Genomic DNA, 17,881 nt, shown 5'->3' with positions numbered 1-17,881 from the left:
TGGATGTTTACGCATGAGCAATAAAGCAAATTACACAACGGAAGTTGCCATTCTGGGCGCAGGTCCTGTCGGCTTAACCATTGCAAACTACTTAAGTAAGCAAGGTGTCAAAGTCAATGTGATTGAACAACTAGACAGCCTGATTGACTACCCACGTGCGATTGGTATTGATGATGAATCATTACGTACCATCCAATCATTAGGTTTAGTGGACCAAGTGTTACCGCATACGACACCGAACCACGCGATGCGTTTCTTAACCCCTAAAGGCCGTTGTTTCGCAGACATTCAACCGCTCACTCGTGAATTTGGTTTCTCACGTCGTAATGCCTTTATTCAACCACAAGTCGATAATGTACTGCTACAAGGTTTAAAACAGTACGAAACCACAAATATTTTATTCTCTCGTCAATTGTCTGATTTTAGCCAAGATGCCAAGGGTGTAACGCTCAATATTCAAAATAAAGACGGTGAAGCTGAAATAATTCAAGCGCAGTATTTGATTGCTTGTGATGGTGGTAACTCTGTGGTACGTCGTACCCTCAACATCGGCTTCGATGGTAAAACTGCACCGAACCAATGGATCGTGATCGACATCAATAATGACCCACTTGCAACGCCACACATTTACCTATGCTGTGACCCTGTGCGTCCTTATGTATCTGCTGCACTTCCACACGGTATTCGTCGTTTCGAATTTATGGTGATGCCTGGGGAGACTCAAGAAGAATTAAGCAAACCTGAAAACATTGCCAAATTATTGTCGAAAGTACTTCCAACGACCGATGGTATTGAAGTGATTCGTCAGCGCGTTTATACCCACAATGCCCGTATTGCAGATAAATTCCGTGTAGACCGTATTTTACTTGCAGGCGATGCTGCGCACATCATGCCAGTTTGGCAAGGTCAAGGCTATAACAGTGGTATGCGTGATGCGTTCAACCTTGCGTGGAAAGTTGCAATGGTTGTACAAGGCAAAGCTGGCCCAGCGCTTTTAGATACATACCAAGTTGAACGTAAAGATCATGCCAAAGCGATGATTGATCTTTCTGTAATGGCGGGTCATGTTCTTGCGCCACCAAAAAAATGGCAAGGTTTCGTGCGTGATGGTATCGCGTATGCGCTCAATTACATCAAACCGATCAAACAATATCTATTGGAAATGCGCTTCAAGCCAATGCCGAAGTACAACGACGGTGCGTTGATCAATAACGGTGTTAAAGACTCACCTGTGGGTAAAATGTTCATTCAACCACATGTTCAACTTGAATCTGGTGAGAAAGTCCTACTTGATGAAGTCATCGGTAACGACTTTGCAATCATTGCTTGGGGCGTCGATCCGAAATGGGGTCTGTCAGATGCAACCATGAAAAAATGGCAAAAATTGGGCGTTAAATTTATCCAAGTATTGCCTGCTGTTCAGCTTAGCAATGAAAATCGCACCAAGTACGACAATGTGATTACGATTGGTGATATTGGTACTGATATTCGTGGTTGGTTTGGTAAAACCACTGAATCTATTACGATTCTTCGACCAGACCGTTTTGTTGCAGCGATTGCAATTCCACAAACTTTAGACAGCGTGAGCCAACAATTGTTTGCAAAATTGCATGCTTAATTGGGTTTAGTACCCAATTAAAAAAACCACGCACATCGCGTGGTTTTTTTTGACGACAAATCGGTTTAAACCGACTGAAACCAATGCACATCTTTTACCGATTCACGTTGCTGAATCTGCTGAATAAAAGGTTTAAATTCCTCTAAATATGGCAATATTTTGAATGAAATGGCATACACCATCCAATAAGCTAAATACAAATCTGCTGCGCTAATTTTATCCCCCAACAGATATGGCTGGGCCTGCGCAAGCCCTGTTTTAATAAAATCTAAAAGTATTTTTTCATTACCAAAACTCAAACTGCCACGTTTCTCATCCATCAACTCTGTGCTAATGCCGACATTTTTCATGTCCATGTATTCAGTCAGCGGACCATGACAGAAAAACATCCATTTCAAATATTCACCACGTTTGGGATCATCCAAGGCGGGTGCCAAACCTTTGTCACTGAATTTATCGGCTAAATAACTAAAGATGGCTGCGGTCTCACTAATCACGGCAGTACCATCGACTAAGCAGGGAACTTTGCCCATGGGATTAATCTTGAGATATGCCGCTTGGTGCATCTCTTCATATGGCACTTCAATAATCTCAACTTCTGACTCGATGTCTAATTCTTTCAATAAAGGCAGAATAGTATTACTGCGTGAGCGTGGATTGCTGTAGAGTTTGATTGTTGGGTTCATTGTAGATATCCTTATTTTCATCCTTGTTGTTCTGTCTATTACTATACGCGGCTTTATGTAGAATTATGTTGCGTTCATCCCTGCTTTAAACACTTTCCGATACAATACGCCCGACTAATAATTACGCTAAATTTGAATTGATATTTAAAGCAAAAAGTATTTACTCCGACTTTCTGATAATCAAACAATTGAGCTCTACATCGATGAAAAATAAATATTTAATTGCCATGTTTACGGTAATTTTAATTTCAGGCTGTTCCAAGAAAACCGAAGAAATGGCAACTGAAGCCAGCGCAGATGCACAACCTGCTCAAGTCAGTACACAGCAAGATCAAGCAGCGGAAAGCACTTCCAATGAGCCGTCTACCACGCCTGCAACAACACAAAAACCTGAAACTATTTTAAATGAGCAGGTCAACCCAGCTGAAGCCTCACGTAAAATGGTACGAGAAGCCAATGTCAGTTTTGAGTCGAAAGATGTGGTTAAAACGGCCTTAGAAATTGAAAAACTGACGCTAAGTTTAGGCGGCTTTATTGAACAGAAAAATATCGACTTTGTGGTGCAAGAGAGTCAATCCTACCCGATTGCTGACGGCAAAATTAAAATCTTTGAAAAAGTAAATCCGCAAGCGGAAATGATCATTCGTGTGCCAACTGAAAAAGCTGCACATTTCGTTAATCAACTGTTGCCCCTTATGCATTTTTTGAACCGTCAGCAATATTCGGCAAAACGCTATGAGCTAAAACTACTCGAAGAAATAATGTCACAAACACAGGTCGTGCCCGACCATGTTGCAGCTGCGCAAGTCAATGAAATCTCACGACTGACCCGCTTAGAAGTTGAAGATCGTGTCCGCTATAGCACGATTGTGATTGGCTTTACTCAACCTGCCACTGTCCGTGAACATATCGATATTAACCTTGATGCTGTTGCGCAGTTAAATGGCGATAGTTTCTGGCAAAGAGCGTGGTATGGTATTCAAAAAGGTTGGCAATTTGTGTTGAGCCTACTGGTTATTCTCATTACGATTTGGCCAATCTATATGATTATTATTATCGGTTTGATTGCCTACCGTGTGATGAAACCTTATTTACAAAAGTGGTTTAAATAAATCAGAGTGACAATGACTATGTCTCATTGAGTCTTTGATTAAAAATACGATAAATAAAAAAATCCCGAAGCGCTTAATTCGGGATTTTTTCATTTAAATCTTAGGGCAATATTTAAAGGCTTAGAAAAAGCCCATATAGAACTGCTCTTTTAATACTTTTAAAATCAACTCGATCGCATCATTTTTACGATCTTTTCGATAGCTCGCATACAAACCAATGGTCGGCAAAGGTTCAACGGTACTTTTAACCAATATTTTATCACCGAGCAATGGAATGACATAAGACGGCACCAAACTCCATCCCACGCCCATACCGACCAAATTGACATTTAACAAAATATTGGTCGAATGCTGTACCAAGTTCACATTCAGTTTATTTTGCTTAAAGAAATCTTGAATAATTCGGTATAGCTCAGGTGATGAGTGTTCATCGCTAATAATAAAATCCTGATTATTCATGTTTTTAATGCTGATATGCCGCTGTTCTGCAACAGGCGAATTTTTCGGTACAATCAGCGCCAAAGGCTCAGTAAAAATCTGAACAAATTCTATATCAGGGCTTTCTTCGACATAACGGGTAAAGGCAATATCAATCTCTCCCTTACGCACTGCACTGATCTGATCGACATCCATTAAACTATGAAAATGAATTTTTAACTCAGGAAACTGAGCTCGAATATTTGGCATGATATAAGGAAAGACCTTCATTTCAGCCACAGGAACAAAGCCGATATTCAGTTGTTCTTTACTGAGCTGCGCGATTTGACGTGCATCTATCATGGCTTTTTCAGCATGCTCTAAACTCAAACGCGCTTCTTTTAAAAAGGCCTGACCTTCTGCAGTCAGCTCAACTTTTCGGTTGGTTCGCATCAATAATTGCACCCCAACTTCCTGTTCTAGGTCTTTAATTTGCTGACTTAAAGAAGGTTGCACAGTACACATTCGCTGCGCAGCCTTGGTAAAATTTAGCTCTTCGGCAACCGCAACAAAATATCGTAGATGTCGTAATTCCATTATTCAGCTCCTAAAGCACTGCGTTTAAATTGGTTTGCCACGAATAGACGATACATCCACAAAGTGAACAGCACCATCACCGCACAAAATAAATAGGTTGCCTGAAATCCAAAGTATGCAATCAGCACACCCATAATGACCGAACCGACAGCAAGGCCAATATCAAACAAGGCAAAAAAGGTGGATATTGCATGTCCTATTCGGGCTTTTTCTACCGTTTGAATCGCGACCGTTTGCAGGCATGGGAACACTGAACCGTAGCCGATGCCCATAAAAACTGCCGATATCCAAAGCACCCATTGATTCGTGAGAAAACTCACAACCACCAAACCAATGGCAAAGCAAATAAAGGATGGATAGATGACTGCACTCGGGCCTTTACGATCATAGACTTTGCCAACCCAAGGACGGACGAGCAACATCGACACAGCAAAGACAATAAAAAAGATACTGGTATAAGCGAGTAAATGCTTCAACTCTGCATAAGCGGTGATAAAACTCATCACACTCGAATATGCAAATGCGGTCAGCAATGCCACAAAACTGATGGCAAGTACCCGTGTTTCTATCACATCACGCCATTGGATGGCTGCGGATTGGCTCGCTTGATCACTTGATTTATGCTGTACGTGTTCTTGTATTTGAACTAACCACGTAAAAATATAGCCCACTGCAACCAATAAGGCTAATACTGCAAATAAGGTACTAAAACTGCTGAATTGAATCATACTCAGCGCTAAAAATGGCCCGATCACCACGCCTAAGTTGGTCGACATGACAAAGTAGCCCATGCCTTCGCCCTTTCGATGATCTGGGATGTAATCATTTACGATGGGAACATTGACCGTGGTTAATATACTGAACCAAAAACCATGTAAAAAACGAATGACCAACAACGACCACATGCTGTCAATCCACAAATAACTCAGCGCAAAAACGACAAAGATAAAGCCTGAAATACGTACAGAATTGGCTTTACCAAAACGTTCAATGATCATGCCGGAAAATGGACGAATCGCAATGGATGACACCAAAAACAGCGTTAAAGCCATACCCGCTTGCTGAATCGAACCACCCAATTCTTTCATAATATAAATGGGCAATATTGTCAGCAGCGCAAAGTAATAGCTAAATAAAAACAAGTTATTACACAGACAAAAAACGAAAGACTTGTTCCATAGCGATGCCTGATGTTGAGTAGTCATGAGGTCATTGCCTCGCTGCTACGCGTGGCTTGGGACTGCGTAAAAATCGGGTTTAGCGCCAACTGCACCAGTCGCTTGATATAGTCTTCATCTGGCTGGGTATTAAAGAAAATGATCTGATAATGAATCTGGCCATACAACATATCCAACATGAGTTCGAAAGGATAATCTGCGCGAATTTCTCCTCGTTGAATGGCCAATTGGATCAGCTCACGTGTCGCTTCTCGTCGAGGTAACAAATACTGTTTAAAAAACTCACCCGCTGCTTCACGATGCTCCACCAAAACCACGAGCAATGCTCGACCCACGTGCTGATTTAAAGCCCTTGATAGTTTGAGCAATTGTTGATTTAGATTGAACTCTAAACTTTGTGATAAATCGAGTTCAAACACCGAAGCAGTGTGCGCTTTAAAAGCATCGAAAACCAGATCGGACTTATGCTTCCACCAACGGTAAATCGTCGATTTTCCCACGCCTGCACGAGCCGCAATATCTTCAATGGTCATGCTTCGATAATCACTTTCCGCTAAAGCATCTGTGACTGCCTGTAAGATACATTGCTTACGCCGAGAAGTTTTTTCAGTTTCACTCATAATATAAAACGAAACGCTACGTATCGTTTTATATTAAACATTATTGGACTGAATGACTATCTTTAACTGAGCTTCGAAGAATAAACTTTAGTCGCACACTCGGAACTCAAATCTCAACTGCACTCTCCAGACGAATTTCAGAATACAAAAAAGATCGCCTAAGCGATCTTTTCAAATATTCAGCCACCAAAGTGATTAGCTTTGTGTCGACTTTTTATAAATACTGCAAGAAGGATGATGATTTTCCTGTAAACGTGCCACTTTACGTTGTTCCGCAGCTTCGAAACGACAACGTTTCCAGTCATTATCTAGATTCAATGCTGGAATTTGTTTCGGTTTACCTTGATCATCAACAGCGACCATTGTGAAATAGCAACTATTGGTATGACGTACTGTACGTTTTTGAATGTTCTGCGCTTCAACACGAATACCAATTTCCATTGAAGTACGACCAACATGGTTCACACTTGCAAGGAAAGTCACTAACTCACCCACGTGAATTGGTTCTTTAAAATTCACTTTATCGACTGATAGTGTCACCACGTAGCTACCAGAATAGCGACTTGCACAAGCATACGCGACTTGGTCTAACAATTTTAGAATCGTTCCACCATGCACATTACCCGAAAAATTCGCCATGTCAGGAGTCATTAAAACTGACATCGATAATTCTGACTGGTCGTCTAGTGCATTCGCAATTTGATCTAATGGGGACATCTTGTTTCTCTAGACTCGTGATATAACAATGATTAATGTGATTATTATATAGATTTTAATCAAAATTAAATGTTCAAATCGGCAAAAAAACCATCATTATTATTTATAGTGATCACACCATCATTCAGTAAAATATATATCGATAACGATATACACCCGATAAACAAGTATTTATCACGCTATCTATCAGTTTTTTGATCAAAGCTATGCTGTGTTTTATATTTAAAACATATTCATTAAAACGCGTTGTTCATCGATTCAACATAGCACGGCATTAAACTTAATCTTCTAAGACTTTTAACATCTCGAAAGATACGTTGTCATAGCTGGTTTTTTGTCCACCATCATTGGTACTTTCTAGCGTGTAAGAATTATCTACATGTACATGAGTGACAATAAATACCCTCTCTTCCATCATCGCAAGCTTTACTTTTTGTCCTACATCAAGCGTTTTCATCTACAGCTACCTTTAAAATATTTATTGGTTTTAAGTATTAATAACCTGATGATATTCTAAACACTTCAACAGTATTGGTAAATGTAAGCACATGAATAAAAACGCTAATATAGGTATATACTCTTAAAATCTACGTAAAACCAATTAATATGATTTTTTTAATTAATTTCAAATAATTAACTGTATATTTTCGTATTATTAAGATTTTTATATTTGGCAAATCTTTTGATTAAGACCTAAAACCAATCAACATCCAAGATATTAATGATTACTAGATACTATTGAGCATGGGAAAAGCTGAGAGCAAAAATTAAAATGCTTTGCTGAAATAAAAATGCACCCTGAGAGGTGAACAGGATGCGTTTAAATTTGCGAATCGTATCAGCCTAGTCTTTGGCTGCCAAATAAGGAATATGATGTCCCTTGCTATATTGATGTTCAGCATAAACCCGAGAAATCTCTCCAAGTTTTTCCAAGGTTGCCTCTTCACCTGCAAGCATCGTCGCTTCACGCCCTTTCACATCAAATATATGTGCTTTTTCACGTAAATCAGGTTGAATCACAATGTCTGCTCGCTTGAGCTCTTCTTGAGCTAAACGATTTTGCATAATATTGATATTTTGGTTAAACAAGCCCCAAACATTCGACGTTTCGGTATGAATCGGTCGTGCCAAAATATCCACCGCAATAATAATATCTGCCCCTAAATCGCGTGCAACGTCCACAGGAACAGGACTGACCAAGCCACCATCGACATATTCTGTATCTTCAATAATCGTTGGAATAAACATACTCGGAATTGACACCGAAGCACGAACAGCCTGCCCCGTATTGCCATAATTGAACACGACTTTTTTGCCATCTTTTAACTCGGTTGCCACCACATACATTGGGGTTTTTAGCAACTCTAAAGGCACATCATCAACTTGCTCATTGATATAATCTTCAACTTTTTTACCGTCAAAAAAGCCTTTTTTGTCCAAACGTATTTCTCGAACATCATTGGCTTTCATATTTAAGGCGATATCTCTTAACTCATTGGCACTTTTACCTGAAGCATAGATTGAACCCACAATGCTACCCGCACTGGTTCCAACAATAAAATCTGGGTGTATTCCCTGCTGTTCAAGTATCTGAATGGCGCCAATGTGTGCATAACCACGTGCCCCACCACTCCCTAAAACCAAAGCAACAATCGGACGCTTTTCCTGCTTTTTCACTTTTTTAAAGTCAATGCGGTTATTCGCCACTTGAGCAGGTGCTGCTGTATAAGTTCGAATTTGTGATGTTGTTTCAGCGCTGACCTTTTTTGAGCCCACACTTTGACAACCTACAAGGCTGATTGCGAATGCAGTCATCAAAACAGTTATGCTTTTCATTGAGAGATATTCCAAATGCAACTCGAGATTTGAAGAGAAAAAGTAGTCTAATCAGTCCACATTCACGTCACTGTTATTATTCGTTAATGCCTCTGACCGATGCACATTATATTGACATACAACCTAGAAAGTCATTGGCTGTCAAAATTTCAGTGTCTAGCAGAATTTCCACATCAAGATCCAAAACATTGTCTAGCAAAAAAAGCCCCGATAACGGAGCTTTTTAAAGTTAATTTTTGACTTTACCAAATATCGGAATTAACGCGATCCTTATATTTTGGATGTTCATCCATTTTAAATACTGGCTCTTTTACACCCCGTTTTAACTGTGAGGTGTAGTCTTTCATCAGCATCAATAAGAATGGCGTCAGCAATAAAATCGCAAAGAGGTTAATACTCGCCATCACGCCCATGAAGAGATCCGCTAAGTTCCAAATCAGTGGCACACTCATGATTGAGCCAAAGTACACCATCATGAGGACGACTACGCGGAATATAAACATGACCTTAGGATTGTTATTGATAAACTGCACATTACCTTCAGCATAAGCATAGTTACCGATTACTGAAGAATAAGCGAATAAGAACAAGATTATGGCAAGGAAGTCATCTCCCCATGCGCCAATCTGGCTTTCAAGCGCCATTTGCGTCAAAGCAACACCCTCAAAGCCTGCATTTTCATACAAGCCAGATGCCAAAATAATGATCGCCGTACAGGTACACACCACAAATGTATCGACAAAGACACCGAGCATCTGAACCAGGCCTTGATTGACCGGGTGTTTAACATCTGATGCTGCCGCAGCATTCGGAGCAGAACCCATACCCGCTTCGTTTGAGAATAATCCACGCTTAATGCCTTGCATCATCGCCATAGAAACCATAGCACCGAAGAAACCACCAGCCGCAGCATCAAACTCAAATGCTTTGCTGAATATTAACTGGAAGATATCAGGCAAGATTGCAAAGTTAGCAAAAGCGATATAGAGCGCGACTGCCAAATAAAGTAATGCCATAAATGGAACAAAACGTTCTGCCACTTTTGCAATACGCTTAATACCACCAAAAATAATCAGCGCTGTTATAAAGACAAGGAATAACCCTACCCATGAAATTTCAAAACTAAAACTGCCCAAACTCAATACTAGATTGGCTTTATCCCAACCCCAAGCATGTGAAGTTGCACCCGTAATGGCATTGGCTTGTACTGCATTAAACACAAAGCCATAGGTTGAAATCAGCGCAATGGCAAAAACCACACCCAACCACTTTTGCTTTAAGCCTTGCGTGATGTAATACGCTGGACCACCACGGAATTGCTGATTTTGCGTATCACGCACTTTAAAGAGCTGTGCAAGTGAAGACTCCACAAATGCAGAACTCATGCCTAAAAATGCGGTAAACCACATCCAGAACACTGCACCCGGCCCACCAATTGCAATCGCAATTGCAACACCTGCCACATTACCCACACCGACACGACTTGCCAGTCCAGTCACAAAGGCTTGGAATGGTGTAATCCCATGCTCATCATCGCCTTCTTTACGGCTAGATTTCATCACTTTAATACTATGAAAAAATAGACGAATCTGAACTGCACCAGTGATTAAGGTATAAAAAATACCAACCGCCACTAAAAATACGACTAAGAAATCCCAAAGCGGATCATTAAAAACTTTGACCCAGCTCATCAGGGTTTCGTTTAATTGTTCATTCATATTCAACCCTAGTTTTAAATGGTCAAAAGTATAAAAGGCTCTTTTTTGAAGAGCCTTTCTAAATTAAGCAAAGAATTTAAGAATTAATTGAATAACTGTTGCGTTAATCAAATCAACAAAAAATGCGCCACATAAAGGAACGATTAAGAAAGCCTTATGAGATGGACCATACATATTGGTAATGGCTTGCATATTTGCGACTGCGGTAGGTGTTGCCCCCATACCAAAACCACAATGACCCGCCGCTAAAACCGCAGCATCATAATTTTTGCCCATTACACGGAAAGTGATAAACGCAGCATATAGTGCCATTGTTAATGTTTGGGCTCCCAAAATCACAACTAATGGTCCTGCAAGATCTGATAGCTGCCATAGTTTCAACGATAATAGTGCCATTGCTAAGTACAGTGATAATGAAGCATTACCAAATACATCAATTGCACGATCAAATATTTGTACGCGGAAAATACCTTCTAATACATTACGTAAAATGACACCACCAGCTAAAGCCCATACAAATGTCGGTAATTCAAACATCGTACCTTTACTGAAAGCCGTCATAAAATCAGCAAATGCTAAACAGCCAGCAAATAAGCCCAAAGTCGTAATTGCATTATCTGCGGTAATTAAACGAACACGATGTGGATATTCAAAAGGTACATATTCTGTTGAATTAATATCAGCTAGTGGTGTGTTATCACTACGCTCAATTTGCTCATTCGTGCGCGGAGTTGCTAGGCGATAACGATTAATTAGCAACTTAGCTAATGGGCCACCAATAATACCACCAATGATTAAACCAAAAGTTGCACTTGCCATACCTAAAGCTAATGCACCTTGTATACCGTGTTCAACTTCAAGAATTTCACCCCATGCACCAGCTGTACCATGACCACCTGTCAACGTAATTGAACCTGCAATCAAACCAATCAGTGGATCAATACCCAATAAAGTGGCAAGACTGATACCAACGACATCCTGCACAACAATGAAAGAAGCAACGGCTACCAGAAAAATAACAAGACCAATTCCTCCTTCTTTCAATTTGGCAAAGTTTGCGCTTAAACCAATGGATGCGAAGAAAATCAGCATAAAACTGGTTTGTAATTCACTACTCGTAGTAATGCTATAACCCCAAATGCTATGTACAACCAATGAAATTATTGCAGCAACCAAACCACCAGCTACGGGCTCAGGAATATTGTAACGCCTCAAAAAACTGATTTTATTTACCAGAAAACGTCCTAATAAAAGAACGATCACCGCCGCAATTAAGGTATAAAATGCGTTAAAGCTAAATTCCATAATAATTTGTCCAAAATGGTTAGAATATTTATTAGTCCAATTAATAGAAATTAGTAGCGTTTATTAATTAAAATACAATTCCAATTTGTAAATTTAACTAATAAATCAGGCTACCAGCTATTCATTGCCAATCATAAATATTCATCATCTGATTCAAATATGTATGCCTGAGTTAAAAGAAGTGAAAACTCAATTCGACAAAACAAATCCATAAAAGCAGTTCATGCTTACTAAACCAACACTTACTACAATATTCACATCATAGATGAAATACATAAAATCAAATGCTGATTAGAAAAGTCGCACATTATGCGTGGAGAACAGAGAAATTTCATTAATTTTAATTACAAAAAGTTTTATTTGCTATAATTTAAAGTTATATCTGTTTGTTTTTACTAAAATGTATTCGCATTTTTTATCTATATAAAATATTAAAGATTTGAACATGCTGCCCATGTAGGACGTGGTTAAATGAATGCTTTAACCAGTACGACATCATGACTCAGGCGATTTAGTGGTTCCATCTGCTTAGTGCTATGGGTTAATTTGCGTTGAAAAATCTCCTGTTTCAACAAAAAAAGCCTGAACTGAGTCAGGCTTTTTTGATCGATTAGATCAGTAGTTTGTGCTTAGAAGCTATATTTAGCCATTAAGCCCACGCGGTCATCGTTATAAGATTCACCCGCAAAGTTTTTGCGTTTACCGTTTACATATTCCAAGCCAAGTTCAACTGGTTTTACAGGTGCGTAAATAAAGTTAATCCAAGCTTGCTGTGCTTCTTCATTCGCATTTGAGTTAGATACATCTTTCGCATACGCGCTGCCATCATCCGCAAATAGCGCGCCGTAAGCTAAAGTCGAACGTAGTTTTTCATTAAACTTATAAGTTGCACCCACTTGTACAGCAGTGAATTTGTTTTGCTCGATGTTGCCATCTACCACAGAGTAAGCCGAGTTAGAACCATATAAATAGTTGCTGTTGCCTTCTGTATACGAGACATCACCATTCAATTTCAATTGATCAGTCACTGCATAAGATGCACCCGCTGCTACACCCCAAGCTGTTTCTGTATCATCCGCAGTTTTAGATTTGTAGTTTTCAACCAATGCACGAGCTGAAGCGGTACCTTTGCCTGCAGCAAAACCTTGAGTCACTTTGGCAGTTAAGTTTGGAAGGCGATACGTCGGATCTGCAGCAACAGTCCCTTTACTATCCCCTTCTTCCGCAGAAACAAATAATTGAGTATCTGGAGCTAACTTGTAGTTATAACGAACTTGAGGAATACGTGTAGTACCACCACCGACGTTTGTATTAAAGTCAATCATTTCTGGCGCATGACTAGACAAGAAGTTTGATGTCGTTTGACCAAATAACCAGTTATTAAAGGTTAAATAACCGTGACGTAAGCGAAGTCCATCATTTGAACCATTTGTATCTGCAAAGTCGACTTCAATTTTACCGCCGACTTTATTATCGCCACCCACTGGTGCGGTAAAATCTAAACCAAAACGCGTTGTTTTAGCAGTCGCGCGCAATTTGTCTTTTGTCGCACCAGTTGATGTATGTACGCTGTTGAAGTCATTATCCGCACCTTCAATGATGTAGTTCGCATCACCACGAACAAAACCGTAAAGACTTACATCTGCACCTGTTTTAGATTTTAAGCTTGCAGCTGGAGTAGCTGGTTGCGGTGGTGGTGCAACAGGACGCGCTTTAACTTGCTGAATCTCTGTTTGTTGCTGTTGTTGAACTTGCTGCTGCGCTTTAATCAAACTTTTCAGTTCTGCAACTTCTGCACGTAATTGTTCAATTTCAGAAGTATTGCTGCCTGCATGAGCCATTGAGATCGTTGCCAAACTCATTGCAACAACAAGGGTTTTCATTGGGTGGAATACAGTTTGAGTTTTCATCCTAAGCTCTCTATTGTCCTGTCATTGTTGTATACCCTAAATCCGGGTGCTTTGTTATTCAGCTATTTGAGCGGACAAATTTCATGCTGCATATCCGTGCTTTAGTCGCATTAAAACCTTAACTTGTAGCCCCCAATAACGAAATACTTGAAAGCAAAAAGCACGAAACCTGAATCCATTACTGAAAATAGACTGAAATATTTAGTTAAAATTCGGACTTAGCCGATTCAGATGGCAAAAAATCTCAATATTCATACCTTAAAGGTAAAAACCCATACCCTGTAGGTATGCAATAAAAACTATAAAATCCGACATATTACCGATAGAGACATTCACAATGTATTTATCCAGCATAACGTAATGTATTTAATGCGAATAATACTTATTTAATAATTATTCTATTTCCTTAGATTAAGACAACAATGATGCGCAGTTTCATTAATTATTTTCAAGTGGATGATTTCTTAGATATAAGTTTCGAGAAAATAGAAACTGACCTCACAATGGGAAAATAGCACAATCATTCATCGTTATGATGATGAACATTTATAATGAATGACACACATATTTCATCAAAAATATATGGACATTGATGACTGACGTTTAAGTCAAACCAGCTAAACGTCTTCACCCTCATTCAGTTCACCCCATGGCTGAAGCTCTTAAACTACGCATGGTGAACATTGCAACAACCACAAATAGAAGCATAATCAGGGCCATATTGATCAGCGCTGACCATACTAAAAAGTTCAAAAACACTCCAGCCAATAGACCACAGGCAAATTGCATACTTCCCATGATTGCACTGGCTGTGCCAGCTCGTGAGCCTTGTTCAGACATCGCCAAAGCCATCGCATTTGGCCCAGTGAAGCCAATTGATGCAACACATAAGAACATGCCCAACATTACAACAACGATAGATGAAAGATAAAATAGCCCCGCCGCCAATAAGATCAGCACACCACACAATTGAAGTGCATTACCCAATTGCAAACGATGGCGAACATCCAGTCGATTTGCAAGTTTCTTGTTGAGGGTCGAAAACACCATAATCCCTAAAGCATTCGCACCAAATACATAAGCAAATTGCTGTTGGCTCAGACCATAACCATCCATTAAAATGGCAGATGAGCCACTGATATAACAAAATAAAATTGCGCCAGAAAAACAGCCTGTGAGCATCGGTTTACGGAAGGTTTCGTCTTGCAAAATCGCACCATATAAACCTAAGACTTGTTTTAAACTTAAGTTTAAGCGCCGCTCAACAGGGAGGGTTTCTTGAAAGAAAAAATGTACGCAGAAAAGACAAAAAATACCGACAAGTACCAATACCGCAAATATGTATTGCCATTCAAACACCTGTAACACCCACGCGCCTAAAGTAGGTGCAATGATTGGTGCAATTGTTGTCACGATCATCATACTCGCAAAGGCTTGAGCAGAAGCTTGCATACTTAAGCGATCACGAATTGCAGCACGGGCAATCACCACACCGACACAGCCACCCAACGCTTGCAAAACACGAGCCGCGATCAAGCTCCATTCACTATTGGCAAAGACACACAGAAAACTGGCACAAATATATAAAACCAAACCGAAATATAGCGGTGTTTTACGCCCAATACGGTCGCTGACTGGCCCATAAATTAACTGCCCAATCGCCAAACCCAAGAAATACGCAGGAAGACTATTGGCCACTTGTTGCGTTGTGACACCAAAATCATCGGCCATTTGAGGTAAAGCAGGCAAATACATATCGATTGAAAGTGGCCCCAAAGCAGTCAGCAACGCCAATAAGACGATCCAGCGTTGAGAAAATTCCTTTTGTGATTCGACGCTTTTCATAAGAATAATTCATTTATTGCAAGCAAGTTTTGCAGACAAGTTTACACTGCACATAGTATTATTTCTTGGCTTCAATGTGAAAATTCACACGATACACATTGCTTACTGGCCCATCGCTTTAGCAAAGGAAAAATTTTGAACGCCTGGCTCGCACGACTGAAACAAGCAACCTATAACACGACCTTTATGTATAACTTGCGCATGGTCATTGCCTTCGCAGGAACAGCCTTTGTCCCATATTTTTTAGATCAGCAATTGATGACCATTCCCCTCACCTTGGGTGTGGTTGCCGCTGGTCTAAGTGATATCGATGACCGCTTTTCAGTCCGCGTGCTCAATCAAATTTATACTTATATTGGGTTCTTTGTTACTGCGGTATCCATTTATCTGTTGTTCCCGCATCCGATTTTATTTGCTTTGGGGCTGATTGTGTCTTGTATCGGTTGGATTCTTTTGGGTTCATTGGGTCGTCGCTATGCCACCATTTCTTATGGCTGTCTGGTGATCTCCGTGTATTCCATGCTTGGGGTTGAACTTTTTGAAAATTGGTATACACAAGCAGGTTTATTGGTCATCGGTGCGATGTGGTACGGACTGCTTTCGACTTTGAGCTTTCTGCTGTTTCCTGTGCGTCAAGTTCAGGACAAATTGGCCCAAAGCTATTCGTCTCTAAGTGACTTCTTATTTGCAAAATCTAACTTGTTTGATGTCGATATGACACCGGAAAGTTACCAGCAAAGTTTGATTGAGCTGTCGCTCGAAAATGGCAAATTAATTGGCATTTTCAACGATATGAAAACGGCCTTATTAACGCGTTTAAAAGGCGACCGTGGACAAAAAGATACACGTCGTAGCCTACAATATTATTTTGTCGCGCAAGACATTCATGAACGTGCCGATTCCGCGCATATTGATTATCAAAAATTGACCCGTATTTTTGAACATAGTGATATTTTATTTCGCTTTCAACGTGTGCTTTCGATTCAAGGTAAAGCCTGTAAAGATTTAAGTATCAGCATCTTACAGCGAAAACCTTATCATCATAATCAACGTTTTAAACATGCGTTCCACAATCTAAAATTGTCACTCGAAAAGCTGCGTGAAGAGCAAAAATACGATGAGGTCTGGATCAACTCTTTATTTGCTTTATACCAAAACCTAAAAGGCATCGATGCGCAATTACGTAATGTCGAAACCGAGCGTTATATTGACCGACAAGCCCTGATTGAAAATCGTTTAAAAGATGATGATTTAAAAGGATGGGACGACATCGTCATTCGATTCAAACAACATTTGAGCCCTGAGTCGGTGCTGTTCCGTCATGCTGTGCGTTTATCGACCGTGTTATTTATTGGTTATATTTTTGTCCAAGTCACCAATATCAGTTATGGCTATTGGATTTTATTGACTGCCCTGTTTGTCAGCCAGCCGAACTTTAACGCCACCAAGCGCCGCCTCTATTTACGTATCATTGGCACCTTGGTCGGAATTATTTTAGGTTATGCGATTTTATATTTTGTTCCTTCTGTCGAAGGTCAGTTACTGCTACTCATTTTAAGTGGCGTGCTGTTTTTTGAATTACGCAGTAAGCAATATGCACAAGCCACTGCATTTATTACCATTTTGGCGCTGATCAACTTTAACTTAGATGGCATGGGTTTTGCCGCAGCAATGCCGCGTATGATTGATACACTGATTGGTTGTGCCTTGGCATGGTTTGGTGTGAGTTTCATTTTCCCAGATTGGAAATTCCGTCGCCTGCCTCGAACCATCAGCCGTTCGATTCAAGCGCAGTGTGATTATTTGGCCGAAGTGGTTGAACAATACAAATCTGGTCGTAATAACGGGTTGAATTATCGTGTGGTACGACGTGCAGCCCATAATACCGATGCAGAAGTAGCATCACTGATTTCCACCTTAGCCACCGAACCCGATACCGATCCGACTCAAAAAGCTTTGGCCTTTGAGTTTTTGTGTCTCAATCATACCTTTATTAGTTATATCGCAGCCTTAGGTGCGCATCGTGAAAAAATTCAAGATCAACAGGTCTTAACCTTATTGGATAAAGCCACAGATGACATTCAAGGTGCATTACTACGTGACGAAGTTCCAGACTTATCTGCGCAAAATATGTTGCAAGAAATCCGTCAGCGATTGTCACAAAATAGTGAGGAAGATCAAAAATCCTTAATTGTGCTACAACAGCTTTCGTTGATGTTTAACGTGTTGAACCAATTTAGCCAATTGAAACAAAATCTCAGTCATGAGCATGATCAGGCATCGACTGAACTGGCTTCGCTATAATTTGGATGATTTTGGAAC

General features: G+C 40.1%; 14 protein-coding genes. 3 read left to right on the top strand and 11 right to left on the bottom strand.

Features of this window, described 5'->3' with window-relative positions; all coding sequences use genetic code 11:
• Window positions 1-13 precede the first annotated feature (13 nt).
• Window positions 14-1,618 (top strand): bifunctional 3-(3-hydroxy-phenyl)propionate/3-hydroxycinnamic acid hydroxylase, encoded by a 1,605-nt coding sequence (locus FTT92_RS00960; protein WP_180171204.1) that lies wholly within the window; start codon window positions 14-16, stop codon window positions 1,616-1,618.
• 65 nt (window positions 1,619-1,683) lie between these two features.
• Here FTT92_RS00960 and FTT92_RS00955 read toward each other — a convergent pair whose 3' ends face one another.
• Window positions 1,684-2,292, bottom strand: coding sequence for a glutathione S-transferase family protein (locus FTT92_RS00955; RefSeq protein ID WP_180039731.1), 609 nt, complete (start codon window positions 2,290-2,292; stop codon window positions 1,684-1,686).
• 215 nt (window positions 2,293-2,507) lie between these two features.
• Here FTT92_RS00955 and FTT92_RS00950 point away from each other — a divergent pair, with 215 nt between their 5' ends.
• The gene (locus tag FTT92_RS00950; RefSeq protein ID WP_180034493.1) at window positions 2,508-3,416 is read left to right on the top strand and encodes a DUF4349 domain-containing protein; all 909 of its coding nucleotides are present in this window, start codon (window positions 2,508-2,510) and stop codon (window positions 3,414-3,416) included.
• A 120-nt stretch (window positions 3,417-3,536) separates the two neighbouring features.
• On the opposite strand, the gene FTT92_RS00945 is transcribed toward FTT92_RS00950, so the two are convergent.
• From FTT92_RS00945 to FTT92_RS00900, 10 genes are all read right to left on the bottom strand, one after another.
• Window positions 3,537-4,430, bottom strand: a complete 894-nt coding sequence (locus FTT92_RS00945; protein WP_180034494.1) for a LysR substrate-binding domain-containing protein — start codon at window positions 4,428-4,430, stop codon at window positions 3,537-3,539.
• Complete coding sequence (locus FTT92_RS00940) at window positions 4,430-5,635, bottom strand: MFS transporter (RefSeq protein WP_180034495.1); 1,206 nt, start codon at window positions 5,633-5,635, stop codon at window positions 4,430-4,432. Before FTT92_RS00940 ends, FTT92_RS00945 begins: the two co-directional genes overlap by 1 nt.
• Window positions 5,632-6,228 carry a TetR/AcrR family transcriptional regulator gene (locus FTT92_RS00935; protein ID WP_180171203.1) on the bottom strand — a complete coding sequence of 199 codons (597 nt, stop codon included), beginning with the start codon at window positions 6,226-6,228 and terminating at the stop codon, window positions 5,632-5,634. The genes FTT92_RS00940 and FTT92_RS00935 overlap by 4 nt, the downstream gene beginning before the upstream one ends.
• Window positions 6,229-6,423: 195 nt before the next feature.
• Entirely contained in the window at window positions 6,424-6,945 is a 522-nt protein-coding gene (locus tag FTT92_RS00930) for an acyl-CoA thioesterase (RefSeq protein WP_078192241.1), read from the bottom strand.
• A 280-nt stretch (window positions 6,946-7,225) separates the two neighbouring features.
• On the bottom strand, window positions 7,226-7,402 hold the full coding sequence (locus FTT92_RS00925) for a hypothetical protein (protein ID WP_180171202.1): 177 nt from the start codon (window positions 7,400-7,402) through the stop codon (window positions 7,226-7,228).
• A 386-nt stretch (window positions 7,403-7,788) separates the two neighbouring features.
• The gene (locus FTT92_RS00920; RefSeq protein WP_180009823.1) at window positions 7,789-8,781 is read right to left on the bottom strand and encodes a patatin-like phospholipase family protein; all 993 of its coding nucleotides are present in this window, start codon (window positions 8,779-8,781) and stop codon (window positions 7,789-7,791) included.
• Window positions 8,782-9,023: 242 nt separating this feature from the next.
• The gene (locus FTT92_RS00915; protein WP_180126246.1) at window positions 9,024-10,499 is read right to left on the bottom strand and encodes a sodium:alanine symporter family protein; all 1,476 of its coding nucleotides are present in this window, start codon (window positions 10,497-10,499) and stop codon (window positions 9,024-9,026) included.
• 63 nt (window positions 10,500-10,562) lie between these two features.
• Window positions 10,563-11,804 (bottom strand): sodium/glutamate symporter, encoded by a 1,242-nt coding sequence (gene gltS, locus FTT92_RS00910; RefSeq protein ID WP_180034498.1) that lies wholly within the window; start codon window positions 11,802-11,804, stop codon window positions 10,563-10,565.
• A gap of 629 nt (window positions 11,805-12,433) precedes the next feature.
• The gene (locus FTT92_RS00905; RefSeq protein ID WP_180171201.1) at window positions 12,434-13,714 is read right to left on the bottom strand and encodes a DcaP family trimeric outer membrane transporter; all 1,281 of its coding nucleotides are present in this window, start codon (window positions 13,712-13,714) and stop codon (window positions 12,434-12,436) included.
• A gap of 642 nt (window positions 13,715-14,356) precedes the next feature.
• Complete coding sequence (locus FTT92_RS00900; protein WP_180171200.1) at window positions 14,357-15,559, bottom strand: multidrug effflux MFS transporter; 1,203 nt, start codon at window positions 15,557-15,559, stop codon at window positions 14,357-14,359.
• Between the two features lie 135 nt (window positions 15,560-15,694).
• Between FTT92_RS00900 and yccS the strand changes: the two genes are divergently transcribed.
• Window positions 15,695-17,863, top strand: a complete 2,169-nt coding sequence (yccS, locus tag FTT92_RS00895) for a YccS family putative transporter (RefSeq protein WP_180171199.1) — start codon at window positions 15,695-15,697, stop codon at window positions 17,861-17,863.
• Window positions 17,864-17,881: the final 18 nt, after the last annotated feature.

Source organism: Acinetobacter sp. YH12023, assembly GCF_013420135.1.
GTDB lineage: Bacteria > Pseudomonadota > Gammaproteobacteria > Pseudomonadales > Moraxellaceae > Acinetobacter > Acinetobacter amyesii.
Note: the sequence above shows the minus strand (reverse complement) of the source record. Positions and strands in the feature narration are given on the sequence as shown.

Coding starts and splice junctions, on each gene's coding strand:
- FTT92_RS00960 (WP_180171204.1), top strand. CDS start 14: ATGAGCAATAAAGCAAATTACACAACGGAAGTTGCCATTCTGGGCGCA.
- FTT92_RS00950 (WP_180034493.1), top strand. CDS start 2,508: ATGAAAAATAAATATTTAATTGCCATGTTTACGGTAATTTTAATTTCA.
- FTT92_RS00945 (WP_180034494.1), bottom strand. CDS start 4,430: ATGGAATTACGACATCTACGATATTTTGTTGCGGTTGCCGAAGAGCTA.
- FTT92_RS00940 (WP_180034495.1), bottom strand. CDS start 5,635: ATGACTACTCAACATCAGGCATCGCTATGGAACAAGTCTTTCGTTTTT.
- FTT92_RS00935 (WP_180171203.1), bottom strand. CDS start 6,228: ATGAGTGAAACTGAAAAAACTTCTCGGCGTAAGCAATGTATCTTACAG.
- FTT92_RS00930 (WP_078192241.1), bottom strand. CDS start 6,945: ATGTCCCCATTAGATCAAATTGCGAATGCACTAGACGACCAGTCAGAA.
- FTT92_RS00925 (WP_180171202.1), bottom strand. CDS start 7,402: ATGAAAACGCTTGATGTAGGACAAAAAGTAAAGCTTGCGATGATGGAA.
- FTT92_RS00920 (WP_180009823.1), bottom strand. CDS start 8,781: ATGAAAAGCATAACTGTTTTGATGACTGCATTCGCAATCAGCCTTGTA.
- FTT92_RS00915 (WP_180126246.1), bottom strand. CDS start 10,499: ATGAATGAACAATTAAACGAAACCCTGATGAGCTGGGTCAAAGTTTTT.
- gltS (WP_180034498.1), bottom strand. CDS start 11,804: ATGGAATTTAGCTTTAACGCATTTTATACCTTAATTGCGGCGGTGATC.
- FTT92_RS00905 (WP_180171201.1), bottom strand. CDS start 13,714: ATGAAAACTCAAACTGTATTCCACCCAATGAAAACCCTTGTTGTTGCA.
- FTT92_RS00900 (WP_180171200.1), bottom strand. CDS start 15,559: ATGAAAAGCGTCGAATCACAAAAGGAATTTTCTCAACGCTGGATCGTC.